This window comes from Pseudomonas sp. Marseille-P9899 (assembly GCF_903166565.1).
GTDB classification, from domain to species: Bacteria; Pseudomonadota; Gammaproteobacteria; order Pseudomonadales; family Pseudomonadaceae; genus Aquipseudomonas; species Aquipseudomonas huaxiensis.
The window spans coordinates 635,875-657,211 of record NZ_CAESCG010000003.1 but is presented as its reverse complement, the minus strand read 5'-3'; the positions used below and the strand labels follow the sequence as shown (position 1 = coordinate 657,211).

The 21,337-nt window shown below is 62.2% G+C and carries 20 protein-coding genes; 16 read left to right on the top strand and 4 right to left on the bottom strand.

Annotated elements, in window-relative coordinates; all coding sequences use genetic code 11:
- Positions 1 to 45 precede the first annotated feature (45 nt).
- Entirely contained in the window at positions 46 to 1,092 is a 1,047-nt protein-coding gene (gene pyrC, locus HWV67_RS18705; RefSeq protein WP_095154894.1) for a dihydroorotase, read from the top strand.
- Entirely contained in the window at positions 1,089 to 1,757 is a 669-nt protein-coding gene (gene rnt, locus HWV67_RS18700; protein WP_095154893.1) for a ribonuclease T, read from the top strand. The genes pyrC and rnt overlap by 4 nt, the downstream gene beginning before the upstream one ends.
- 59 nt (positions 1,758 to 1,816) lie before the next feature.
- Here the strand turns inward: rnt and HWV67_RS18695 are convergent, their stop codons facing one another.
- Positions 1,817 to 2,419 (bottom strand): peroxiredoxin, encoded by a 603-nt coding sequence (locus HWV67_RS18695; protein WP_175652304.1) that lies wholly within the window; start codon positions 2,417 to 2,419, stop codon positions 1,817 to 1,819.
- A 227-nt stretch (positions 2,420 to 2,646) separates the two neighbouring features.
- Here HWV67_RS18695 and HWV67_RS18690 point away from each other — a divergent pair, with 227 nt between their 5' ends.
- Positions 2,647 to 2,868, top strand: coding sequence for a bacterioferritin-associated ferredoxin (locus HWV67_RS18690; RefSeq protein ID WP_175652303.1), 222 nt, complete (start codon positions 2,647 to 2,649; stop codon positions 2,866 to 2,868).
- Between the two features lie 208 nt (positions 2,869 to 3,076).
- Positions 3,077 to 3,547: a bacterioferritin gene (gene bfr / locus HWV67_RS18685; RefSeq protein ID WP_095154890.1), complete on the top strand. Its 471-nt coding sequence runs from the start codon at positions 3,077 to 3,079 to the stop codon at positions 3,545 to 3,547.
- 141 nt (positions 3,548 to 3,688) lie between these two features.
- Here bfr and grxD read toward each other — a convergent pair whose 3' ends face one another.
- Together grxD and HWV67_RS18675 are read right to left on the bottom strand one after the other, a co-directional pair.
- Positions 3,689 to 4,024 (bottom strand): Grx4 family monothiol glutaredoxin, encoded by a 336-nt coding sequence (gene grxD, locus HWV67_RS18680; RefSeq protein ID WP_095154889.1) that lies wholly within the window; start codon positions 4,022 to 4,024, stop codon positions 3,689 to 3,691.
- Between the two features lie 91 nt (positions 4,025 to 4,115).
- Positions 4,116 to 6,224: a molybdopterin oxidoreductase family protein gene (locus HWV67_RS18675; protein WP_175652302.1), complete on the bottom strand. Its 2,109-nt coding sequence runs from the start codon at positions 6,222 to 6,224 to the stop codon at positions 4,116 to 4,118.
- A gap of 395 nt (positions 6,225 to 6,619) precedes the next feature.
- Here HWV67_RS18675 and argF point away from each other — a divergent pair, with 395 nt between their 5' ends.
- Together argF and HWV67_RS18665 are read left to right on the top strand one after the other, a co-directional pair.
- Positions 6,620 to 7,540, top strand: coding sequence for an ornithine carbamoyltransferase (gene argF, locus HWV67_RS18670; protein WP_110971852.1), 921 nt, complete (start codon positions 6,620 to 6,622; stop codon positions 7,538 to 7,540).
- Complete coding sequence (locus HWV67_RS18665; protein ID WP_175652301.1) at positions 7,537 to 8,646, top strand: ABC transporter ATP-binding protein; 1,110 nt, start codon at positions 7,537 to 7,539, stop codon at positions 8,644 to 8,646. The genes argF and HWV67_RS18665 overlap by 4 nt, the downstream gene beginning before the upstream one ends.
- A 60-nt stretch (positions 8,647 to 8,706) precedes the next feature.
- On the opposite strand, the gene ybaK is transcribed toward HWV67_RS18665, so the two are convergent.
- A complete protein-coding gene (ybaK, locus tag HWV67_RS18660) occupies positions 8,707 to 9,177 on the bottom strand; it encodes a Cys-tRNA(Pro) deacylase (RefSeq protein WP_095154886.1) in 471 nt (156 codons plus the stop codon).
- 297 nt (positions 9,178 to 9,474) lie between these two features.
- On the opposite strand from ybaK, the gene HWV67_RS18655 reads away from it, so the two are divergent.
- The 10 genes from HWV67_RS18655 (at position 9,475) to HWV67_RS18610 (ending at position 21,326) form a co-directional block, all read left to right on the top strand.
- Positions 9,475 to 10,323, top strand: a complete 849-nt coding sequence (locus tag HWV67_RS18655) for an MIP/aquaporin family protein (RefSeq protein WP_175652300.1) — start codon at positions 9,475 to 9,477, stop codon at positions 10,321 to 10,323.
- A gap of 57 nt (positions 10,324 to 10,380) precedes the next feature.
- Positions 10,381 to 11,880, top strand: a complete 1,500-nt coding sequence (gene glpK, locus HWV67_RS18650; RefSeq protein WP_175652299.1) for a glycerol kinase GlpK — start codon at positions 10,381 to 10,383, stop codon at positions 11,878 to 11,880.
- 127 nt (positions 11,881 to 12,007) lie between these two features.
- A complete protein-coding gene (locus tag HWV67_RS18645; protein ID WP_095154883.1) occupies positions 12,008 to 12,763 on the top strand; it encodes a DeoR/GlpR family transcriptional regulator in 756 nt (251 codons plus the stop codon).
- 185 nt (positions 12,764 to 12,948) lie between these two features.
- Positions 12,949 to 14,481, top strand: a complete 1,533-nt coding sequence (gene glpD / locus HWV67_RS18640) for a glycerol-3-phosphate dehydrogenase (protein WP_175652298.1) — start codon at positions 12,949 to 12,951, stop codon at positions 14,479 to 14,481.
- Between the two features lie 378 nt (positions 14,482 to 14,859).
- On the top strand, positions 14,860 to 15,783 hold the full coding sequence (locus tag HWV67_RS18635; protein WP_175652297.1) for a glutamate/aspartate ABC transporter substrate-binding protein: 924 nt from the start codon (positions 14,860 to 14,862) through the stop codon (positions 15,781 to 15,783).
- 98 nt (positions 15,784 to 15,881) lie between these two features.
- A complete protein-coding gene (locus tag HWV67_RS18630) occupies positions 15,882 to 16,628 on the top strand; it encodes an amino acid ABC transporter permease (protein WP_175652296.1) in 747 nt (248 codons plus the stop codon).
- On the top strand, positions 16,628 to 17,299 hold the full coding sequence (locus tag HWV67_RS18625) for an ABC transporter permease subunit (RefSeq protein WP_175652295.1): 672 nt from the start codon (positions 16,628 to 16,630) through the stop codon (positions 17,297 to 17,299). The genes HWV67_RS18630 and HWV67_RS18625 overlap by 1 nt, the downstream gene beginning before the upstream one ends.
- A complete protein-coding gene (locus tag HWV67_RS18620) occupies positions 17,296 to 18,030 on the top strand; it encodes an amino acid ABC transporter ATP-binding protein (protein ID WP_175652294.1) in 735 nt (244 codons plus the stop codon). Before HWV67_RS18625 ends, HWV67_RS18620 begins: the two co-directional genes overlap by 4 nt.
- A 66-nt stretch (positions 18,031 to 18,096) precedes the next feature.
- Complete coding sequence (locus tag HWV67_RS18615) at positions 18,097 to 20,004, top strand: sensor histidine kinase (RefSeq protein ID WP_175652293.1); 1,908 nt, start codon at positions 18,097 to 18,099, stop codon at positions 20,002 to 20,004.
- A complete protein-coding gene (locus HWV67_RS18610) occupies positions 20,001 to 21,326 on the top strand; it encodes a sigma-54-dependent transcriptional regulator (RefSeq protein ID WP_110971861.1) in 1,326 nt (441 codons plus the stop codon). The genes HWV67_RS18615 and HWV67_RS18610 overlap by 4 nt, the downstream gene beginning before the upstream one ends.
- Positions 21,327 to 21,337: the final 11 nt, after the last annotated feature.

Sequence of the window (21,337 nt, the reverse complement as noted above, 5' to 3'; positions counted from 1 at the left end):
TTTCCGGTAGCATTCGCCCAGAGTTCGAACCGCCTGGAATCCCCAATGTCCGACCGCCTGACCCTCCTGCGTCCCGACGACTGGCACATCCATCTTCGCGATGGAGCCGTCCTGCCTCACACCGTCGCTGACGTGGCGCGCACCTTTGCCCGCGCCATCATCATGCCTAACCTGGTCCCGCCGGTACGCAATGCCGACGAAGCCGGCGCCTATCGCCAGCGCATCCTTGACGCCCGTCCGGCCGGCAGCCGCTTCGAGCCACTGATGGTGCTGTACCTCACCGACCGCACGCAGCCGGAAGAAATCCGCGCCGCCAAGGCCAGCGGCTTCGTCCATGCTGCCAAGATGTACCCGGCCGGTGCCACCACCAACTCGGATTCCGGCGTTACCAGCATCGACAAGATCTCCCCGGTGCTCGAAGCCATGGCCGAAGTCGGCATGCTGCTGCTGGTGCACGGTGAAGTGACCCGCAGCGAGGTCGACGTGTTCGACCGCGAGAAGCTGTTCATCGACGAGCACCTGCGTCGCGTGGTCGAGCGTTTCCCGACGCTGAAAGTGGTCTTCGAACACATCACCACCGCCGACGCCGCGCAGTTCGTCAGCGAAGCCCCGGCCAACGTCGGTGCGACCATCACCGCCCAGCACCTGCTGTACAACCGCAACCACATGCTGGTTGGCGGTATTCGCCCGCACTTCTATTGCCTGCCGATCCTCAAGCGCAATACCCACCAGGTCGCCCTGCTCGACGCCGCCACCAGCGGCAACAGCAAGTTCTTCCTCGGCACCGACTCGGCACCGCACGCCCGTCACGCCAAGGAAGCCGCCTGTGGCTGCGCCGGCTGCTACACCGCCTATGCGGCGATCGAGATGTACGCCGAGGCTTTCGAACAGCGCAATGCCCTGGACAAACTCGAAGGGTTCGCCAGCTTGCACGGCCCGGCGTTCTACGGCCTGCCGGCGAACACCGACACCATTACCCTGGTCCGCGAAAGCTGGACCGCACCCGACAGCCTGCCCTTCGGTGAGCAGACTGTCGTCCCGCTGCGCGCCGGTGAGCAACTGCGCTGGCGCCTGCTGGAGGAAAACGCGTGAGTGACGATCAGTTCGACGACCAGGAAGGTCTTGGCGGTGGTTCGCGCCACCCGATGGCAGAACGTTTCCGTGGCTATCTGCCCGTCGTGGTGGATGTCGAGACCGGCGGCTTCAACAGCGCCACCGACGCGCTGCTGGAAATCGCTGCTGTGACCATCGGCATGGACGAAAAGGGCTTCCTGTTCCCGGAACACACCTATTTCTTCCGCGTCGAGCCCTTCGAAGGCGCCAATATCGAACAGGCGGCCCTGGAATTCACCGGGATCAAGCTCGATCACCCGCTGCGCATGGCAGTGAGTGAAGAAGCCGCGCTGACCGATATCTTCCGCGGCGTGCGCAAGGCGCTGAAGGCCAATGGCTGCAAGCGGGCGATCCTGGTCGGCCACAACAGCAGTTTCGACCTCGGCTTCCTCAACGCCGCCGTAGCGCGCACCGACATGAAACGTAACCCGTTTCATCCGTTCTCCAGCTTCGACACCGCCACCCTCGCCGGCCTCGCCTATGGCCAGACCGTCCTGGCGCGAGCCTGCCAGAGCGCCGATATCGACTTCGATGGTCGCGAGGCGCATTCCGCCCGCTACGACACCGAGAAGACCGCCGAGCTGTTCTGCGGCATCGTCAACCGCTGGAAAGAAATGGGCGGCTGGCACGATTTCGACGAGTGAGTCGTTTTCAACGCACAAAAAAACCGGCCACATGGGCCGGTTTTTTTATGCGTGGCGGATTACAGCTTGCCAGCGTTCTCGCTCAGGTAAGCAGCAACGCCTTCTGGCGAAGCGGTCATGCCTTTGTCGCCTTTTTTCCAGTTGGCAGGGCAGACTTCGCCGTGCTCTTCGTGGAATTGCAGGGCGTCGACCAGACGCAGCAGCTCGTCCATGTTACGGCCCAGTGGCAGGTCGTTGACGATCTGCGAACGGACGACACCGTTGGTGTCGATCAGGAACGCGCCACGGAAGGCTACCCCGCCTTCGGACTCAACGTCGTAGGCTTTGCAGATTTCGTGGGAGATGTCGGCTGCCAGGGTGTATTTGACCTGGCCGATACCGCCGTTGTTGACCGGGGTGTTACGCCAGGCGTTGTGGGTGAAGTGCGAGTCGATCGAGACGCCGATGACTTCGACGTTGCGCGCCTGGAAGTCAGGGATGCGGTGGTCCAGCGCGATCAGCTCGGACGGGCAGACGAAAGTGAAGTCCAGCGGGTAGAAGAACACCAGGCCGTACTTGCCCCTGATAGCCGAAGCCAGGTTGAAGCTGTCGACGATTTCGCCATTGCCCAGTACTGCGGCGACGGTGAAGTCCGGGGCTTTTTTGCCAACGAGCACGCTCATTCGATTTCTCCTGATGGTGTGAAACTAACTACGCAGGCGATCGAAGTCGCCTGACACGAGTTGGGCATCATACACCGCGCTGCGCGGGACGCCGAGTAATGGCGATCAGACAGTTTTACCTACCGGCGGTCGCTCTATCTCGCGGCTCACAAGAAGAGTTTTGACAAGCATTCTCATTAACATTAAGCTTCGTTCCATTGAGTCCGCCACCCTGATGGTCTTCTTCTATGTATGTGTGTCTTTGTGTTGGTGTAACCGACGGACAGATCCGCGATGCGATCTATGAAGGATGCTGTAGCTACAAGGAAGTCCGCGCCGCCACCAACGTGGCCAGCCAGTGCGGCAAGTGTGCGTGTGTTGCCAAGCAGGTCGTCCGCGAGACCCTGACTGAAATCCAGGCCAGCCAGGCTGCTGCCCTGCCTTATCCCGTGGAATTCTCCGCCGCCTGAAAAAATCTTTTCCCCATTTATAAAGAACCGGACCTAGTGTCCGGTTTTTTTATTCCCATAATTCAACTAGTTAGGTGTAAAACGCGGAACACAAACATTCTTATTCCGATTAATTTTCACTTATTATTCAATAACTTAGGTTTGACAGAGAAAGTTGCCAGGCTCAAACTCCTGCTTATTGGCACACTTGAAGAGCAGGACCTCAATCATGAAAGGCGACGTAAGCGTCATCCAGCATCTCAACAAGATCCTCGGAAACGAGCTGGTCGCGATCAACCAATACTTCCTGCATGCGCGCATGTACGAAGACTGGGGCCTGGAAAAACTCGGCAAGCACGAATACAAAGAATCCATCGACGAGATGAAACACGCTGACAAACTGATCAAGCGTATTCTCTTCCTCGAAGGCATCCCCAACGTCCAGGACCTGGGCAAGCTGCTGATCGGCGAGCACACCCGCGAAATGCTGGAATGCGACCTGAAGATCGAGCAGAAAGGCCTGATCGACCTGAAAGCCGCCATCGCTCACTGCGAAACCGCTGGCGACTTCGGCAGCCGCGAACTGCTGGAAGACATCCTCGAGGCCGAGGAAGAGCATATCGACTGGCTGGAAACCCAGTTGAGCCTGATCGACAAGGTTGGCCTGGAAAACTACCTGCAATCGCAGATGGGTGAATAAAGCAGCCGCGAGCTTCCAGCTTCGAGTTGCAAGATAAAAGCGCCGCGCGCCTTCAAGGCCCGCGGCGCTTTTTTTCATTCAGAGGCACCAGATATGAAAAAGCCCCGCATCGCGGGGCTCTTCATGACGGCTGGCAGGTACTCAGGCTTCGGAAGCCTTGGCCTTGGCAGCAGCTTCTTTGATCAGGGTCTGCAGCTCACCGTTGGCGGCCATCTCGATCATGATGTCGCTACCGCCGACCAGCTCACCGGCCACCCACAGTTGTGGGAAGGTTGGCCAGTTGGCGTACTTCGGCAGGTTGGCGCGAATTTCCGGGTTCTGCAGGATGTCCACGTAAGCGAACTTCTCGCCGCAGCCCATTACGGCTTGCGCCGCTTTTGCCGAAAAGCCGCACTGCGGGGCATTCGGCGAGCCTTTCATGTAAAGCAGAACGGTGTTGTTGGCGATCTGCTCTTTGATTGTTTCGATGATATCCATGAAGCACCTCGGCTGAACTTTCCGACCTGGTTGTCGGCACGGTGGCGAATTGTATCGGAAAGCCGAGCATGACGCTCGGCCTTGCCGACAATCATGCAGCAACCACCTCCACGGGCACACCGTTGAGCACTGCATTGCCGGACAGTGCGTCGAGCAGACGGTCATCGGTCAGGTCGTTGGCGCTGGCCCCGGACTGTGTCCGCGCGATGTCCAGCAACACGCCGGGGCGGGCGTGACCGAAACCGTGGGGAAGACTGACCACGCCAGGCATCATGTCGGTACTGGCCTGCACGTCCACCTCGACGCTGCCGACCCGCGAGGTCACCCTCACCCGCTGCCCATCCTGCAACTGGCGCCCGGCCAGATCCTCCGGGTGCATCAACAACTGGTGACGGGGCTTGCCTTTGACCAGCCGATGAAAGTTGTGCATCCAGGAGTTGTTGCTGCGCACATGGCGTCGGCCAATCAGCAGCAACTGCGCGGCGCTGGGTGGTTGTTGCGCGGCAAAGCGCTGCAGGTCGGCGAGGATCTCCGGCGGGGCCGCTTCAATGCTCGCGCTGGCGGTTTTCAGGCGCCCTGCCAGATTGGGCTGCAAAGGCCCCAGATCGATGCCGTGCGGATACTGGTCGAGAGTTTCTACCGACAGGCCGAACGCCGAACCTTCACCATAGCGGCCACCGCGAAGGCCCAGGTCGATCATTTGTGCGGGCGGCAAGGTCGGCTTGAGTGGTTTGTCGCTGATCGCCGCGAAGGCCCGCGCCAGGCCGACGAAAATCTCCCAGTCATGCAACGCGCCCTGGGGCTTGGGCAAGATCGCCCGGTTGAAGCGGGAAACGTTGCGCACCGCGAACAGGTTGAACGTGGTGTCGTAGTGATCGTTTTCCAGTGCGGAGGTCGATGGCAGGATGAGGTCGGCGTAGCGCGTGGTCTCGTTGATGTAGAGATCGATGCTGAGCATGAACTCCAGGCCGTCCAGCGCTTGTTCGAGCTGTCGGCCATTGGGCGTGGACAACGCCGGGTTGCCGGCCACGGTCACCAGCGCGCGTACCTGTCCTTCGCCTTCGGTGAGCATTTCCTCGGCCAGGGCTGACACCGGCAGCTCGCCGCCATACTCAGGCAGCCCGGAGACCCGGCTCTGCCACTGATTGAAATGCCCGCCGCTGGTTGTCGCCACCAGATCCACCGCAGGTTCGGTGCAGAGCGCGCCGCCGACGCGGTCGAGGTTGCCGCTGACCAGGTTGATCAACTGCACCAACCAGTGACAAAGCGTGCCGAACGCCTGGGTCGACACCCCCATGCGTCCATAACACACCGCCTTGTCCGCCGCCGCGAAGTCCCGCGCTAGTTGCCGGATCAGCCCCGCATCGATACCGCACAGCAGGCTCATGATCTCCGGCGTGAACGACTGCAGGGCCTCGCGAACCTGATCCAGGCCGTTGACCGGCAAATGCGTCACGCGGGTCAGGTTTTCCTCGAACAGGGTGTTGAGCACGCCACAGAGCAGCGCCGCGTCGCCTCCCGGACGGACGAACAGATGCTGGTCCGCCATCGCCGCGGTTTCGCTGCGCCGCGGATCGACCACCACCAGCTTGCCGCCGCGCGCCTGCAATGCTTTCAGCCGCTTCTCGACATCCGGCACGGTCATGATGCTGCCGTTGGAGGCCAGCGGGTTGCCGCCGAGGATCAACATGAAATCGGTGTGGTCGATGTCCGGGATCGGCAGCAACAGGCCGTGCCCGTACATCAGGTAGCTGGTCAGGTGATGCGGCAATTGATCGACCGAGGTCGCGGAAAAGCGGTTGCGGGTCTTGAGCAGGCCCAGGAAGTAGTTGCTGTGGGTCATCAGCCCGTAGTTGTGCACGCTCGGGTTGCCCTGGTATACCGCGACGGCATTCTGGCCGTGGCGCTGCTGAATGTCGTACAGCTTGCGCGCGGCCAGTTCGAAGGCTTCTTCCCACGGAATCGGCAGCCATTGGTCGCCCACGCGCACTACCGGCCCGCGCAGGCGATTGGGATCGTTCTGAATGTCCTGCAGCGCCACCGCCTTGGGGCAGATGTGGCCGCGGCTGAAACTGTCGTGGGCATCGCCCTTGATCGAGGTAATACGCGGGACGCCGCCCTCGTCGGTATCGAGCTCGAAGGTCAGGCCGCAGATGGCCTCGCACAGGTGACAGGCTCGGTGGTGCACGGTCTTGGTCATGGCCGCCTCTTGTTCTCGGATCGGGGGGAGTGCCGTCCCCGACTATGGCCCCGGCATGCGCGGGCTGCCAGCGACCTTCGCGGCGTGAATCCCCGTCCATCAGGAGGAACGATGGTTCCAGATGGCCGACAAAGCCTTGTCGCTTCATTGCCAAGCCCGTCTGGGGCAGTGTAAAAAGCTCTCTTGCTCTGGAAAAAGAAGCAGACCAACGGCTCGCGCAAATCCACGGCTCACGCCATGGATGCAGCCCCACTTGGTAAGACGCGACATTTAATTATAGTATTGCGCCTTCCCCTATTTCGTCGCCCCGTGCGGCTTTCGCCGCAGGTCTCATCCGTGTTTCCGAAAAACCGGTTTTTGCTGATCTGCGGTCTGTTGCAAAAAGGTAGTCAATGATGAGCGCTAGGCACTTTCTCTCCCTGATGGATTTCACCGCCGAAGAACTGGTCAGTGTGATCCGCCGAGGGATCGAGCTGAAAGACCTGCGTAACCGCGGCGTACTCTTCGAGCCCCTGAAAAACCGCGTGCTGGGCATGATCTTCGAGAAATCCTCGACCCGTACCCGGCTGTCCTTCGAAGCCGGCATGATCCAGCTCGGCGGCCAGGCCATCTTCCTGTCCCCGCGCGATACCCAACTGGGCCGTGGCGAGCCGATCGGCGACTGCGCCATCGTCATGTCGCGCATGCTCGATGCGGTGATGATCCGTACCTTTGCCCACAGCATCCTCACCGAATTCGCCGCCAATTCGCGGGTTCCGGTGATCAACGGCCTGTCCGACGACCTGCACCCGTGCCAGTTGCTGGCCGACATGCAGACCTTCCTCGAACACCGCGGCTCGATCCAGGGCAAGACCGTGGCCTGGATCGGCGACGGCAACAACATGTGCAACAGCTATATAGAAGCGGCCATCCAGTTCGACTTCCAATTGCGCATCGCCTGCCCGGAAGGCTACGAGCCGAACCCGAAATTCGTCGCCCAGGCCGGTGACCGCGTGCAGATCGTCCGCGATCCGAAGGAAGCAGTGCGTGATGCCCACCTGGTCAGCACCGATGTCTGGACTTCCATGGGCCAGGAAGAGGAAACTGCACGGCGCCTGGAGCGGTTCGCGCCTTATCAGGTCAACCGCGCACTGCTCGACCTGGCAGCCCCCGATGCCCTGTTCATGCACTGTCTGCCTGCCCACCGTGGCGAGGAAATCAGTGTGGACCTGCTCGACGACCCTCGTTCGGTCGCCTGGGACCAGGCGGAAAACCGTCTGCATGCACAGAAGGCGCTTCTCGAATTCCTTGTTGAACCGGCCTATCACCACGCATGAGTCGTCCCCTATTGCTCAACCTGCGCAACCTCGCCTGCGGCTATGGCGAGGCGCGCATCGTCCAGAACCTCAACCTGCACCTGAACGCCGGTGACATCGGCTGTCTGCTTGGCTCCTCGGGTTGCGGCAAGACCACCACCCTGCGCGCCATCGCCGGCTTCGAGCCGATCCACGATGGCGACATCCAGTTGGCTGGCGAGACCATTTCCAAGGCCGGGTTCACCCTGGCTCCGGAGAAGCGCCGGATCGGCATGGTGTTCCAGGACTACGCGCTGTTCCCCCACCTGACGGTGGCGGAGAACGTCGCGTTCGGCATCGGCAAACACCCGCACAAACAGCAGGTGGTCAAGGAGATGCTCGAACTGGTCAAGCTCGACGGCCTCGGCGGGCGCTACCCGCACGAGCTTTCCGGTGGCCAGCAGCAACGGGTCGCCCTGGCCCGCGCCCTGGCACCCGAGCCGCAGTTGCTGCTGCTGGACGAACCCTTCTCCAACCTCGACGTGGAACTTCGCCGGCGCCTCAGCCACGAAGTCCGCGACATCCTCAAGAGCCGCGGCACCAGTGCGATCCTGGTGACACACGACCAGGAAGAAGCCTTCGCCGTCAGCGACCATGTTGGCGTCTTCAAGGAAGGCCGGCTGGAGCAGTGGGATACGCCCTACAACCTGTACCACGAGCCGGCGACCCCGTTCGTTGCGAGCTTCATCGGTCAGGGCTATTTCATTCGCGGCCAGTTGCTCGACCCGGAGACGGTCCAGACCGAACTCGGCACGCTGCGCGGCAACCGCGCTTATGCGCTACCGGTCGGCAGCGCAGTGGATGTGCTGTTGCGGCCCGATGACATCATCCATGCCCCGGACAGCACCCTGAGCGCGCGGATCAACGGCAAGAGCTTCCAGGGCGCCTCGACGCTGTACCGCCTGCAACTGGGCACCGGCACCCAGCTCGAAGCGATCTTCCCAAGCCATATCGATTACCAGATCGGCCAGGACGTCGGGATTGCCGTTGCGGCGGATCACCTGGTGCTGTTCGCTGCTTCAGGCAGTGTCGAAGCCAGATTGCCGGACGGCGAGAGCGGCGTACGCCGATACGGCTCGGTAAGCTGATACTGATACAAAAAAGGCCGCCACAATCGTGGCGGCCTTCTCGTTTGGGCATCCCCGTTTCTATTCGCGACCGATATCCGCGAACTTGCCCTGGGTATGTTCGGCAAGCACCGCAGCAGCCAGTTCCACCTCCAGCCCACGCCGTCCGGCGCTGACATGAATCGTCTCGTGAGCCTCGGCCGATTGGTCGATAAAAGTGCGCAGACGTTTCTTCTGACCCAGCGGGCTGATTCCGCCCAACAAGTAGCCCGTTGAACGCTGCGCCGCGGCGGGGTCAGCCATTTCGCACTTCTTCACACCCGCCGCCTGGGCCAGTGCCTTCAGATCGAGGCTGCCGCCCACCGGCACCACCGCCACCAGCAACTCGCCCTTCTCGCTGCTGGCCAGCAGGGTCTTGAACACCCGTTTGGGGTCCAGACCCAGTTTTTCAGCAGCCTCCAGGCCGTAGGACGCGGCCTTGGGGTCGTGTTCATAACTGTGAATGCGGTGTTCGGCGCGAACTTTCTTCAACAGGTCCAGAGCAGGGGTCATGCGGGGCTCCAACATTCGTTCTGTATTCGGCGGCTACTGTAGGACAAATCGTGTGCCACAACCATTGGCCTGTAGGACACGAACATGACAACTCGTAGGCCGACAGTCAGATTATGAATGACAGTTCACTTTCGACCTTTGACATCAGCGTTTCTTGTCTATATTTTTTCGAATCTGAATATTGGTGATGCCCTTATAAGGTGCATTTCTATCGTCTGCCTGACCGAAATGGGGATTTCGCTCGGGTTTCTGTCGAGCGCTCACTGCGCCTCACAACAACAAAAACCGAGGTAACGAATGACGACTGCTCTACAACAACCGACGTTGTCCAGCCAATGCATGGCCGAATTCTTCGGCACCGCACTGTTGATCTTCTTCGGTACTGGCTGTGTTGCCGCGCTCAAGGTGGCGGGTGCCAGCTTCGGCCTGTGGGAAATCAGCATCATCTGGGGGGTGGGCGTCAGCATGGCGATCTCCCTCACCGCCGGTATTTCCGGCGCGCACCTGAACCCCGCCGTGAGTATCGCGCTGTGCCTGTTCGCCGGTTTCGAGAAGGGCAAGCTGCCGTTCTACATCGTCGCCCAGATCGCCGGCGCCTTCTGCGGCGCGGCGCTGGTCTACACGCTCTACAGCAGCCTGTTCTTCGATTACGAACAAACCCACCAGATGATTCGCGGCAGCCAGGCCAGCCTCGAGCTGGCCTCGGTGTTCTCCACCTACCCGCACCCGGCGCTGTCCACCGGCCAGGCGTTCCTCGTTGAAGTGATCATCACCGCGATTCTCATGGCCGTGATCATGGCCCTCACCGATGACAACAACGGCCTGCCGCGCGGCGCCCTCGCCCCACTGCTGATCGGCCTGCTGATCGCCGTGATCGGCAGCGCTATGGGCCCGCTGACCGGCTTTGCGATGAACCCGGCGCGTGATTTCGGCCCCAAACTGATGACATTCCTGGCTGGCTGGGGCGAAGTAGCCTTCACCGGCGGCCGTGATATTCCCTACTTCCTCGTTCCGGTTTTCGCGCCGATCATGGGAGCGAGCCTTGGCGCCGCCCTGTACCGCGGCGTGTTCGCTCGCAGCCTGCCCAGCGCCGCTGCCAGCACCCCGACCGACGACAAGACCCAGGGCAAGACCCAGACTTCCTGATCCGCACGCGGACAGAACTGCCCTGACTCCAACCTATTTCACTGCAAGGCCAACGACATGACAGACCGTCAGAACAAGAACTACATCATTGCCCTCGACCAGGGCACGACCAGTTCGCGGGCCATCATTTTCGACCGCGATGCCAACGTGGTCGGCACCTCCCAGCGCGAGTTCGCCCAGCACTACCCGCAGGCCGGCTGGGTCGAGCACGACCCGATGGAAATCTTCGCCACCCAGAGCGCAACCATGGTCGAAGCCCTGGCCCAGGCGGGCATCAGCCACGACCAGGTCGCCGCCATCGGTATCACCAACCAGCGTGAAACCACGGTGGTCTGGGACAAGGAAACCGGTCGCCCGGTGTACAACGCCATCGTCTGGCAGTGCCGACGCAGCACCGAGATCTGCGAACAGCTCAAGCGCGACGGTCTGCAGGACTACATCCGCGAAACCACCGGCCTGGTCACCGACCCCTACTTCTCCGGCACCAAGCTCAAGTGGATCCTCGACAACGTCGAAGGCGCCCGCGAGCGCGCCGAGCGCGGCGACCTGCTGTTCGGCACCGTCGATAGCTGGCTGATCTGGAAATTCTCCGGCGGCAAGGTTCACGTCACCGACTACACCAACGCCTCGCGCACTCTGCTCTTCAACATCCACACGCTGCAGTGGGATGACAAGATGCTGGAAGTCCTGGGCATCCCGCGGCAGATGCTGCCCGAGGTGCGTTCGTCCTCGGAAATCTACGGCAAGACCAAGAGCGGTATCGACATCGCCGGTATCGCCGGCGACCAGCAGGCTGCGCTGTTCGGCCAGATGTGCGTGGAGCCGGGCCAGGCCAAGAACACCTACGGCACCGGCTGCTTCCTGCTGATGAACACCGGCGACAAAGCCGTGCAGTCCTCCCACGGCCTGCTGACCACCATCGCCTGCGGCCCGCGTGGCGAAGTGGCCTACGCGCTGGAAGGCGCGGTGTTCAACGGTGGCTCCACCGTGCAGTGGCTGCGCGACGAACTGAAGATCGTCAACGACGCCCACGACACCGAGTACTTCGCCAGCAAGGTCAAGGACAGCAACGGCGTGTACCTGGTGCCGGCCTTCACCGGCCTCGGCGCGCCCTACTGGGACCCGTACGCCCGTGGCGCCCTGTTCGGCCTGACCCGCGGGGTCAAGGTGGACCACATCATCCGCGCCGCACTGGAGTCGATCGCCTACCAGACCCGCGACGTCCTCGACGCCATGCAGCAGGATTGCGGCCAGCGCCTCAGCGCCCTGCGCGTGGACGGCGGCGCGGTCGCCAACAACTTCCTGATGCAGTTCCAGGCCGACATCCTCGGCACCTGTGTCGAGCGTCCGCAGATGCGCGAAACCACCGCCCTCGGCGCCGCCTACCTGGCGGGCCTGGCCTGTGGCTTCTGGAGCGGTCTGGACGAATTGCGCGGCAAGGCGCTGATCGAGCGCGAATTCACCCCGCAACTGGCTGAAGCGGAGAAGGAAAAACTCTACAGCGGCTGGCTCAAGGCGGTTGATCGCACGCGCGACTGGGAACCCCACGAAGAGTAAGCAGTGCGTACAGGGCGCATCCGCAATGGATGCGCCCTGTGCTACGCGGCTGCCGCACTCAGGCTGGTCCCCGGCTACTTCCTACGGCATCATTGCAGCATTTTTCGGCCGCCCCTGAAGGACGCCAATGAATCTGCCTCCCCGCCAACAACAAATTCTCGAACTGGTCCGCGAACGCGGCTACGTCAGTATCGAAGAAATGGCGCAATTGTTCGTCGTCACCCCGCAAACCATCCGCCGCGATATCAACCAACTGGCGGAGGTCAATCTGCTGCGGCGCTATCACGGTGGCGCGGCCTACGACTCCAGCATCGAAAACACCGCCTACGCCATGCGCGCCGACCAGATGCGCGATGAGAAACAGCGCATCGCCGAAGCCGTGGCCCAGCAGATCCCCGATAACGCCTCGCTGTTCATCAATATCGGCACCACCACCGAGTCCATCGCCCGCGCCCTGCTCAACCACAATCACCTGAAAATCATCACCAACAACCTGCATGTCGCCTCGATCCTCAGTGCCAAGGACGACTTCGAAGTGCTGCTGGCCGGCGGCAATGTGCGCCGCGACGGCGGTGTGGTGGGCCAGGCCAGCGTCGACTTCATCAACCAGTTCAAGGTCGATTTCGCCTTGGTGGGCATCAGCGGCATCGACGAAGACGGCAGCCTGCTGGACTTCGACTACCAGGAAGTGCGCGTTTCCCAGGCGATCATCGCCAATGCCCGGCAAGTGATCCTCGCCGCCGACTCCAGCAAGTTCGGCCGCAACGCCATGGTCCGCCTCGGCTCTATCAGCCTGATCGACTGCCTGGTGACCGACCAGGCCCCCGTCGCCGCCCTGAGCCAGTTGCTCAACCAGAACAAGATCCGCCTCGAAGTGGTGTGACGGCTCCGCAACCGCCATCGCAAGGGTGGCGGTTTCAATGTTCGGTTTTTTTCACTTATTTGTAACCAGATCAGTATTTTCTATGGAAAGTCACTGGTCGGCGGCTTTCCGTTCGGCTAACATTTTCGAATACGAACATTAATGTTCAGAAAAGATACCAGAACGACTTTACAAGAGGCCGCGCCGTGTCCAATTCCAGCTCCCCCATCCTTGCCGAAATCTATGACGTTGCCGTCATCGGTGGTGGCATCAATGGTGTCGGCATCGCCGCCGACGCTGCCGGACGCGGTCTTTCGGTGTTCCTGTGCGAAAAGGACGACCTCGCCAGCCACACCTCGTCGGCCAGCAGCAAGCTGATCCACGGCGGCCTGCGCTATCTCGAACATTACGAATTCCGCCTGGTGCGCGAAGCCCTCGCCGAACGCGAAGTGCTGCTGGCCAAGGCCCCGCACATCGTCAAACCGATGCGTTTCGTTCTGCCGCACCGCCCTCACCTGCGTCCGGGCTGGATGATCCGTGCCGGCCTGTTCCTCTACGACAACCTGGGCAAGCGCAAGCAACTGGGCGCCTCGCGCAGCCTGCGCTTCGGCCCGGGCAGCCCGCTCAAGCCAGCCATTACCCGCGGTTTCGAATACGCCGACTGCGCGGTGGACGATGCCCGCCTAGTGGTGCTCAACGCCATGGCCGCCCGTGAGCGCGGCGCGCACATCCTCACCCGCACCCGCTGCCTGAGCGCGCGGCGCAGCGGCAAGCTGTGGAACGTGCAGGTCGAACGCGCCGACGGCAGCCAGCAGACCATCCAGGCCCGCTCGCTGGTCAACGCCGCCGGTCCGTGGGTGGCCAAGTTCATCAAGGATGACCTGAAGCTCGACGCGCCCTACGGCATCCGCCTGATCCAGGGCAGCCACCTGATCGTACCGAAGCTGTACGAAGGCGAACATGCCTACATCCTGCAGAACGAAGACCAGCGCATCGTGTTCTGCATTCCTTACCTGGAACGCTTCACCCTGATCGGCACCACCGACCGCGAATACAGCGGCGACCCGGCCCAGGTGGCAATCACCGAAGCCGAAACCGACTACCTGCTCAATGTGGTCAACCAGCACTTCAATCATCAACTCAGCCGGAGCGACATCCTCCACACCTATTCCGGTGTGCGCCCGCTGTGCAACGACGAGTCGGACAACCCGTCGGCGGTGACCCGCGACTACACCCTGGCGTTGTCCTCGGACAACGGCCAGGCACCGCTGCTGTCGGTGTTCGGCGGCAAGCTGACCACCTACCGCAAGCTGGCCGAATCGGCCATGGGCGAACTGGCCCCCTGGTTCACCCAGATGACCGGAAGCTGGACCGCAAGCGCGCCGCTGCCTGGCGGTGAAGGCATGAGCACGCCGCAAGCCCTATGCGACGAAATCCTCGCCCGCCACGGCTGGCTGCCTGCGGCCCTGGCCAACCGCTGGGCGCTGACCTACGGCAGCCGCACCTGGGCGCTGCTGGAAGGCGTGCAGGGCCCGGAAGAACTGGGCGAAGCCATCGGTGGTGGCCTGTTCAGCCGTGAAGTGGATTACCTGTGCCGCGAAGAATGGGCGCTGAATGCCGACGACATTCTGTGGCGTCGCAGCAAACTGGGGCTGTTCCTGAGCGCCTCGGAACAACAGGCGCTGCGTGAGTATCTGCAGCAGGTCGAGCTGAAGCGTGGTCGGGTGCAGGCTGCCTGAGTCAAGCGAAGGCTAGGCCTAATACCGATCGATTAACGTTTCCAGCCTCTTTTGGGGCCGCTTTGCGGCCCTTCGCGAGCAAGCTCGCTCCCACAAGGATCCTGACATTTCCAACGATGCCGCACGAGCCGTGCAATCGTTCGGCTTTCCGAACGCAACCCCTCCTAAGATTCGGCCTACCGTACACAACCCCCTGTCAAACGCCCGTCAAATAACCCTGCTATCCAGTAAAACCGGGCCTTGATGACCGAAGTCAGCGCCTGGCACGACTCATGCTCTACACTCAGTACCCGAATGCGCAAACGCTTTATTGCAGTGTTCGCTGAACGAAACGGCCGACAACGGCCTCATAAAAAAAACAACGTCGAGGAAAATTAGATGCGTATCGTTCGTCATCTGTTGGGCGCCGCTATCGCGGCCGCTGTGATCGCTTCGCCCGTCATGGCCGAAGAACTGACCGGCACCCTGAAGAAGATCAAGGACTCGGGCACCGTTACGCTGGGGCATCGGGACGCTTCCATTCCGTTTTCTTACATCGCCGACGCTTCGGGTAAACCGGTCGGTTACTCCCACGACATCCAGTTGGCCATCGTCGAGACCCTGAAAAAGGATCTGGACCTTCCCAACCTGAACGTCAAATACAACCTGGTCACCTCCCAGACCCGCATCCCGCTGGTACAGAACGGCACCGTTGACGTCGAGTGTGGTTCCACCACCAACAACGTCGAGCGCCAGCAGCAGGTCGCCTTCTCGGTCGGCATCTTCGAAGTCGGTACCCGCCTGCTGACCAAGGTCAAGGACGGTGCACCCGCCTACAAGGACTTCCCGGACCTGGCCGGCAAGAACGTGGTGACCACCGCCGGTACCACCTCCGAGCGCATCCTCAAGGCCATGAACGCCGACAAGCAGATGAAGATGAACGTCATCTCGGCCAAGGACCACGGCGAGTCGTTCCAGATGCTCGAATCCGGTCGCGCTGTCGCCTTCATGATGGACGACGCCCTGCTCGCAGGCGAAATGGCCAAGGCCAAGAAGCCGACCGACTGGGTCGTTACCGGTACGCCGCAATCCTATGAAATCTACGGCTGCATGGTCCGCAAGGACGACGCACCGTTCAAGGCTGCGGTCGACAAGGCCATCGTCGCGCTCTACAAGTCGGGCGAGATCAACAAGATCTACGACAAGTGGTTCCAGCAGCCAGTCCCACCAAAAGGTCTGAACCTCGGCTTCCCGATGAGCGATGAACTCAAGGCGCTGATCGCCAACCCTACCGATAAAGCCGCGGACGACAAGAAGTCCTGAATCCCGTCTAGTTAGTGTCTAACCTTTCATCCGAGGGCGTGCGCGCCCCCGGATGCTCGAAGGTGCCCGTGAAACAACTGATCTGAGGGGAGACCCCGATGAATTACAACTGGGACTGGGGCGTATTCTTCAAGTCCACCGGCGTGGGCGACGAGACCTACCTCGACTGGTACATCACCGGTCTGGGCTGGACCATCGCCATTGCGATCGCCGCCTGGATCATCGCGTTGCTGCTGGGCTCGGTCCTCGGCGTCATGCGCACCGTACCGAACCGCGTGGTATCGGGTATCGCCACCTGCTACGTGGAACTCTTCCGTAACGTACCGCTGCTGGTGCAACTGTTCATCTGGTACTTCCTGGTGCCCGACCTGCTGCCCGAAGGCCTGCAGGAATGGTTCAAGCAGGACTTGAACCCGACGACCTCGGCACTGATCAGCGTGGTCATCTGCCTCGGCCTGTTCACCGCCGCACGGGTCTGCGAACAGGTCCGCACCGGCATCCAGGCCCTGCCCCGCGGTCAGGAAGCTGCCGCCCGCGCCATGGGTTTCAGCCTCTCGCAGATCTACAGCAACGTGCTGCTGCCCCAGGCCTACCGGATCATCATTCCGCCGCTCACCTCGGAGTTCCTCAACGTCTTCAAGAACTCGTCGGTCGCCTCGCTGATCGGCCTGATGGAGCTGCTGGCGCAGACCAAGCAGACCGCCGAATTCTCCGCCAACCTGTTCGAAGCCTTCACCCTCGCGACGCTGATCTACTTCACCCTGAACATGGGCCTGATGCTGCTCATGCGTGTGGTCGAGAAGAAAGTCTCGGTACCGGGCCTGATTTCCGTGGGAGGTAAGTGATGGAACTGGACTTCAGCGGGATCATTCCCGCCCTGCCGGGCCTCTGGAACGGCATGCGCATGACCCTGCAACTGATGGTCATGGGCATCGTCGGCGGTATCGTGCTGGGTACGCTCCTGGCGCTGATGCGGCTGTCATCGAACAAGCTGATGTCGAACCTGGCCGGTGCCTACGTCAACTATTTCCGCTCCATCCCGCTGCTGCTGGTGATCACCTGGTTCTACCTGGCGGTGCCGTTCGTGCTGCGCTGGATCACCGGCGAAGACACCCCGATCGGCGCGTTCACCTCCTGCGTCGTGGCGTTCATGATGTTCGAGGCGGCGTACTTCTGCGAAATCGTCCGTGCAGGCGTGCAGTCGATCGCCAAGGGCCAGATGGGCGCGGCACAAGCGCTGGGCATGACCTACGGCCAGACCATGCGCCTGATCATCCTGCCCCAGGCGTTCCGCAAGATGACCCCGTTGCTGTTGCAACAGAGCATCATCCTGTTCCAGGACACCTCGCTGGTTTACACCGTCGGTCTGGTGGACTTTCTCAACTCGGCACGGGCCAGTGGCGACATCATCGGACGCTCGAATGAGTTCCTGATCTTCGCCGGCGCCGTGTACTTCGTCATCAGCTTCTCCGCTTCCTTCCTGGTCAAGCGTCTGCAGAAAAGGATAACCGTATGATTTCCATCAAGAACGTCAACAAGTGGTACGGCGACTTCCAGGTACTGACCGACTGCAATACCGAGGTCAAGAAAGGTGAAGTGGTGGTGGTCTGCGGGCCGTCCGGCTCGGGCAAATCGACCCTGATCAAGTGCGTCAACGCGCTGGAACCGTTCCAGAAAGGCGACATCATCGTCGACGGCACCTCCATTGCCGACCCGAAGACCAACCTGCCGAAGCTGCGCTCGCGGGTGGGCATGGTGTTCCAGCACTTCGAGCTGTTCCCGCACCTGACCATCACCGAGAACCTGACCATCGCCCAGCGCAAGGTGTTGGGTCGCAGCGAGGCCGAAGCCAGCAAGAAAGGCCTGGCCCTGCTCGACCGCGTAGGCCTCAGCGCCCACGCCAAGAAGCACCCCGGCCAGCTTTCCGGCGGCCAGCAGCAGCGCGTCGCGATTGCCCGCGCACTGGCCATGGACCCGATCGTCATGCTGTTCGACGAACCGACCTCGGCCCTGGACCCGGAAATGGTCAGCGAAGTACTGGACGTCATGGTCCAGTTGGCCAACGAAGGCATGACCATGATGTGCGTGACCCACGAAATGGGCTTCGCCCGCAAGGTCGCCAACCGGGTCATCTTCATGGACAAAGGCAACATCATCGAGGACTGCACCAAGGAAGAATTCTTTGGTGAGCAGAGCGTGCGCGACCAACGTACCCAACACTTCCTCAGCAAGATCCTGCAGCACTAAGCAGACCGCAGCCCGCTGTCCGGTGTTCGCCGGGCAGCGGGCGCTGGTCGTCATAAGGCCACTGTGATGAAATGCGACCCCACGCTCTTTCGCCCAGCCAAGCCTGCCCTTGCCGTGAAACCCCGCCTGATTCGCCAGCTCATCATTCCCCCACTGATCCTCTTGCTGACGATCGGCCTGGGCGTCGCCGGCTTCATGGTCAGCGAGCACAACGGCATCCGCACCTTGAGCGACAACGGCGAGCGCCAGCTCGAGCTGCACGCGCGCACCGTCGAAAGCGAAATCAGCAAGTACACCTACCTGCCCAGCCTGCTGGAGCTGGAAGACAGCGTCTCGAAATTGCTGACCGAACCGGATGGCGAACACCGCCAGGTGGTCAACGAATACCTCGAAGGCCTGAACCGGCGCAGCCGTAGCCGGGCGATCTTCGTCCTCGATACCAGCGGCCGGGTCCAGGCCTCCAGCAACTGGCGCGACGTCGACAGTTTCCTCGGCGAAGACCTGTCGTTCCGCGCCTATTTCCAGGACGCCGTACGCGGCCAGCCGGGACGTTTCTACGGGATCGGCAGCACCACCGGCGAGCCCGGCTACTACCTGGCCCACGGTCTTGAAGAACACGGCAAGATCATTGGCGTGGCGGTGATCAAGGTTCGCCTGGAACCCCTCGAAGAACGCTGGCAACGCGCCCGCCTGGAAGCCTTCGTCAGCGACGAGAACGGCATCATCATCCTCTCCAGCGACCCTGCCCGGCGCCTGAAGTCGGTACGTCCGCTGAACCCCGAGCTCAAGGAACGCCTGGCCCGCAGCCTGCAGTACTACTGGTTCTCGCTCAACGAGCTGCAACCGCTGGGGCGGGAAAAGCTCGGCGACGACCTGGAGAAACTCACCTTCCCGGCCAACGCCCGGCTCGACGACGGCACCCATGAAGTGGCTTACCTGGCGCAGACTCGCCGCCTGGTCGACACGCCCTGGCACTTCACCCTGCTGACGCCGCTGCAGGACCTGCGCCGCGAATCGATCATCCAGGGTGTTCTGGTGGCCGTGGCCTTCGCCCTGCTGGCCATTCTCGCCATCGCCTGGAACGAGCGGCGCAAGGTGATCGCCACCCGCCTGGCTGCCCGCGAGGCGCTGGAAGAAGCCAATAACCAGCTCGAACGCAAGATCGCCGAACGCACTGCCGACCTGCGCGCCAGCAACGACCGCCTCAAGGCGCAGATCCGCGAACGGCGTCAGGCCGAGCAGACCCTGCGCCACGCCCAGGACGAACTGGTGCAGGCCGGCAAGCTGGCGGCCATCGGCCAGATGTCCACCAGCATCGCCCACGAACTGAACCAACCGTTGGCCGCGCTGCGCACCTTGTCCGGCAACACCGTGCGCTTCCTCGAACGCGGCTCGCTGGAAATCGCCAGCGCCAACCTGCTGACCATGAACGACCTGATTGACCGCATGGGCCGCATCACCGCCAGCCTGCGTTCCTTCGCCCGGCGCGGCGACGACCGTGGCCAGGCGTCGCTGAGCAAGGCGGTCGAGGCCACCCTGCAAGTGCTCAACGCGCGGATCGAAGGCTGCCACCTGAAGCTGCACAGCAACTACAGCGATCAGCAACTGGCCATCGACCAGACCCGCCTCGAGCAGATTCTCGTCAACCTCATCGGCAACGCCCTGGACGCCATGGCCACGGTGCCGTTGCCGCAGCTCTGGCTGGAGGGCGAACGCCACGACGACAAGTACCGCCTGCGGGTCCGCGACAATGGCCACGGCATTGACGACGAGGCCCGCAAGCACTTGTTCGAGCCGTTCTTCACCACCAAACCGGGCGAGCATGGCCTCGGCCTGGGCCTGACCCTGTCCGCCAGCCTCGCGGCTGCGGCCGGCGGCAACCTGAGCGTCGAGCACCCCGCCAGCGGCGGCACCGCGTTCGTCCTCAGCCTGCCGCTGGTCAAAACCGCCACTGAACCCGCCGAGTCCTTATGAATTCATCGCCCCTTACCGTCCTGATCGTCGAAGACGACCCGCATGTGTTGCTCGGCTGCCAACAGGCGTTGGCGCTGGAAGACATCGCCAGCGAAGGCGTGAGCAGTGCCGAACAGGCCCTGGAACGGATCGGCGACGACTTCGCCGGGATCGTCGTCAGCGACATCCGCCTGCCCGGCATCGACGGCCTGGAACTGCTCAGCCGCCTCAAGGCCCGCGACAGCAGCCTGCCGGTGGTGCTGATCACCGGCCACGGCGATATCGACATGGCCGTCGGCGCGATGCGCAATGGCGCCTACGACTTCATGGAAAAACCCTTCTCGCCGGAACGCCTGGTCGACGTGGTGCGTCGCGCCCTCGAACAGCGCGGGCTGGCCCGGGAAGTCTTCGCCCTGCGCCGTCAACTGGCCGAGCGCAGCACCCTGGAAGGCCGCATCATCGGCCGCTCGCCGGCGATGCAGAACCTGCGCGAGCTGATCGCCAACGTCGCCGACACTTCGGCCAACGTGCTGATCGAAGGCGAGACCGGCACCGGCAAGGAACTGGTCGCCCGTTGCCTGCATGATTTCAGCCGGCGCCAGTCCCAGCCATTCGTCGCCCTGAACTGCGGCGGCCTGCCGGAAAACCTGTTCGAAAGCGAAATCTTCGGCCACGAAGCCAACGCCTTCACCGGTGCCGGCAAGCGGCGCATCGGCAAGATCGAGCACGCCAATGGCGGCACGCTGTTCCTCGATGAAGTCGAGAGCATGCCGATCAACCTGCAGATCAAACTGCTGCGGGTGTTGCAGGAGCGGACCCTGGAACGCCTCGGTTCGAACCAGAGCATCGCCGTGGATTGCCGGGTGATCGCCGCGACCAAGTCCGACCTCGACGCCCTCGGCCAGAGCGGCCAGTTCCGCAGCGACCTGTATTACCGCCTCAACGTCGTGACCCTGGAACTGCCGCCGCTGCGCGAACGCCGCGAAGACATCCTGCAACTGTTCGAACACTTCCTCCAACTGTCGTCCCTGCGCTTCGACCGCGAGGCGCCGCAACTGGACAGCCAGACCCTGTCGCGCCTGATGAGCCATGACTGGCCGGGCAACGTGCGCGAACTGCGCAACGTCGCCGAGCGCTTCGCCCTGGGCTTGCCGGCGTTCAAGAAGAGCGGCACCAGCCCGTCCCAGGGCGTGGGTTTTGCCGAGGCGGTGGAAGCCTTCGAACGCAACCTGCTCAGCGACGCGCTGCAACGCACCGGGGGCAATCTCAGCCAGGCCAGCCAGGAGCTGGGCATGGCCAAGACCACCCTGTTCGACAAAGTGAAGAAATACGGCCTCGGCTGACAAGGCGGAAA

Excerpts from the sequence above, each read along its gene's own strand:
- pyrC (WP_095154894.1), top strand. The coding sequence starts at position 46 with ATGTCCGACCGCCTGACCCTCCTGCGTCCCGACGACTGGCACATCCAT.
- HWV67_RS18695 (WP_175652304.1), bottom strand. The coding sequence starts at position 2,419 with ATGAGCGTGCTCGTTGGCAAAAAAGCCCCGGACTTCACCGTCGCCGCA.
- HWV67_RS18690 (WP_175652303.1), top strand. The coding sequence starts at position 2,647 with ATGTATGTGTGTCTTTGTGTTGGTGTAACCGACGGACAGATCCGCGAT.
- bfr (WP_095154890.1), top strand. The coding sequence starts at position 3,077 with ATGAAAGGCGACGTAAGCGTCATCCAGCATCTCAACAAGATCCTCGGA.
- grxD (WP_095154889.1), bottom strand. The coding sequence starts at position 4,024 with ATGGATATCATCGAAACAATCAAAGAGCAGATCGCCAACAACACCGTT.
- HWV67_RS18675 (WP_175652302.1), bottom strand. The coding sequence starts at position 6,224 with ATGACCAAGACCGTGCACCACCGAGCCTGTCACCTGTGCGAGGCCATC.
- argF (WP_110971852.1), top strand. The coding sequence starts at position 6,620 with ATGAGCGCTAGGCACTTTCTCTCCCTGATGGATTTCACCGCCGAAGAA.
- HWV67_RS18665 (WP_175652301.1), top strand. The coding sequence starts at position 7,537 with ATGAGTCGTCCCCTATTGCTCAACCTGCGCAACCTCGCCTGCGGCTAT.
- ybaK (WP_095154886.1), bottom strand. The coding sequence starts at position 9,177 with ATGACCCCTGCTCTGGACCTGTTGAAGAAAGTTCGCGCCGAACACCGC.
- HWV67_RS18655 (WP_175652300.1), top strand. The coding sequence starts at position 9,475 with ATGACGACTGCTCTACAACAACCGACGTTGTCCAGCCAATGCATGGCC.
- glpK (WP_175652299.1), top strand. The coding sequence starts at position 10,381 with ATGACAGACCGTCAGAACAAGAACTACATCATTGCCCTCGACCAGGGC.
- HWV67_RS18645 (WP_095154883.1), top strand. The coding sequence starts at position 12,008 with ATGAATCTGCCTCCCCGCCAACAACAAATTCTCGAACTGGTCCGCGAA.
- HWV67_RS18635 (WP_175652297.1), top strand. The coding sequence starts at position 14,860 with ATGCGTATCGTTCGTCATCTGTTGGGCGCCGCTATCGCGGCCGCTGTG.
- HWV67_RS18630 (WP_175652296.1), top strand. The coding sequence starts at position 15,882 with ATGAATTACAACTGGGACTGGGGCGTATTCTTCAAGTCCACCGGCGTG.
- HWV67_RS18625 (WP_175652295.1), top strand. The coding sequence starts at position 16,628 with ATGGAACTGGACTTCAGCGGGATCATTCCCGCCCTGCCGGGCCTCTGG.
- HWV67_RS18620 (WP_175652294.1), top strand. The coding sequence starts at position 17,296 with ATGATTTCCATCAAGAACGTCAACAAGTGGTACGGCGACTTCCAGGTA.
- HWV67_RS18615 (WP_175652293.1), top strand. The coding sequence starts at position 18,097 with ATGAAATGCGACCCCACGCTCTTTCGCCCAGCCAAGCCTGCCCTTGCC.
- HWV67_RS18610 (WP_110971861.1), top strand. The coding sequence starts at position 20,001 with ATGAATTCATCGCCCCTTACCGTCCTGATCGTCGAAGACGACCCGCAT.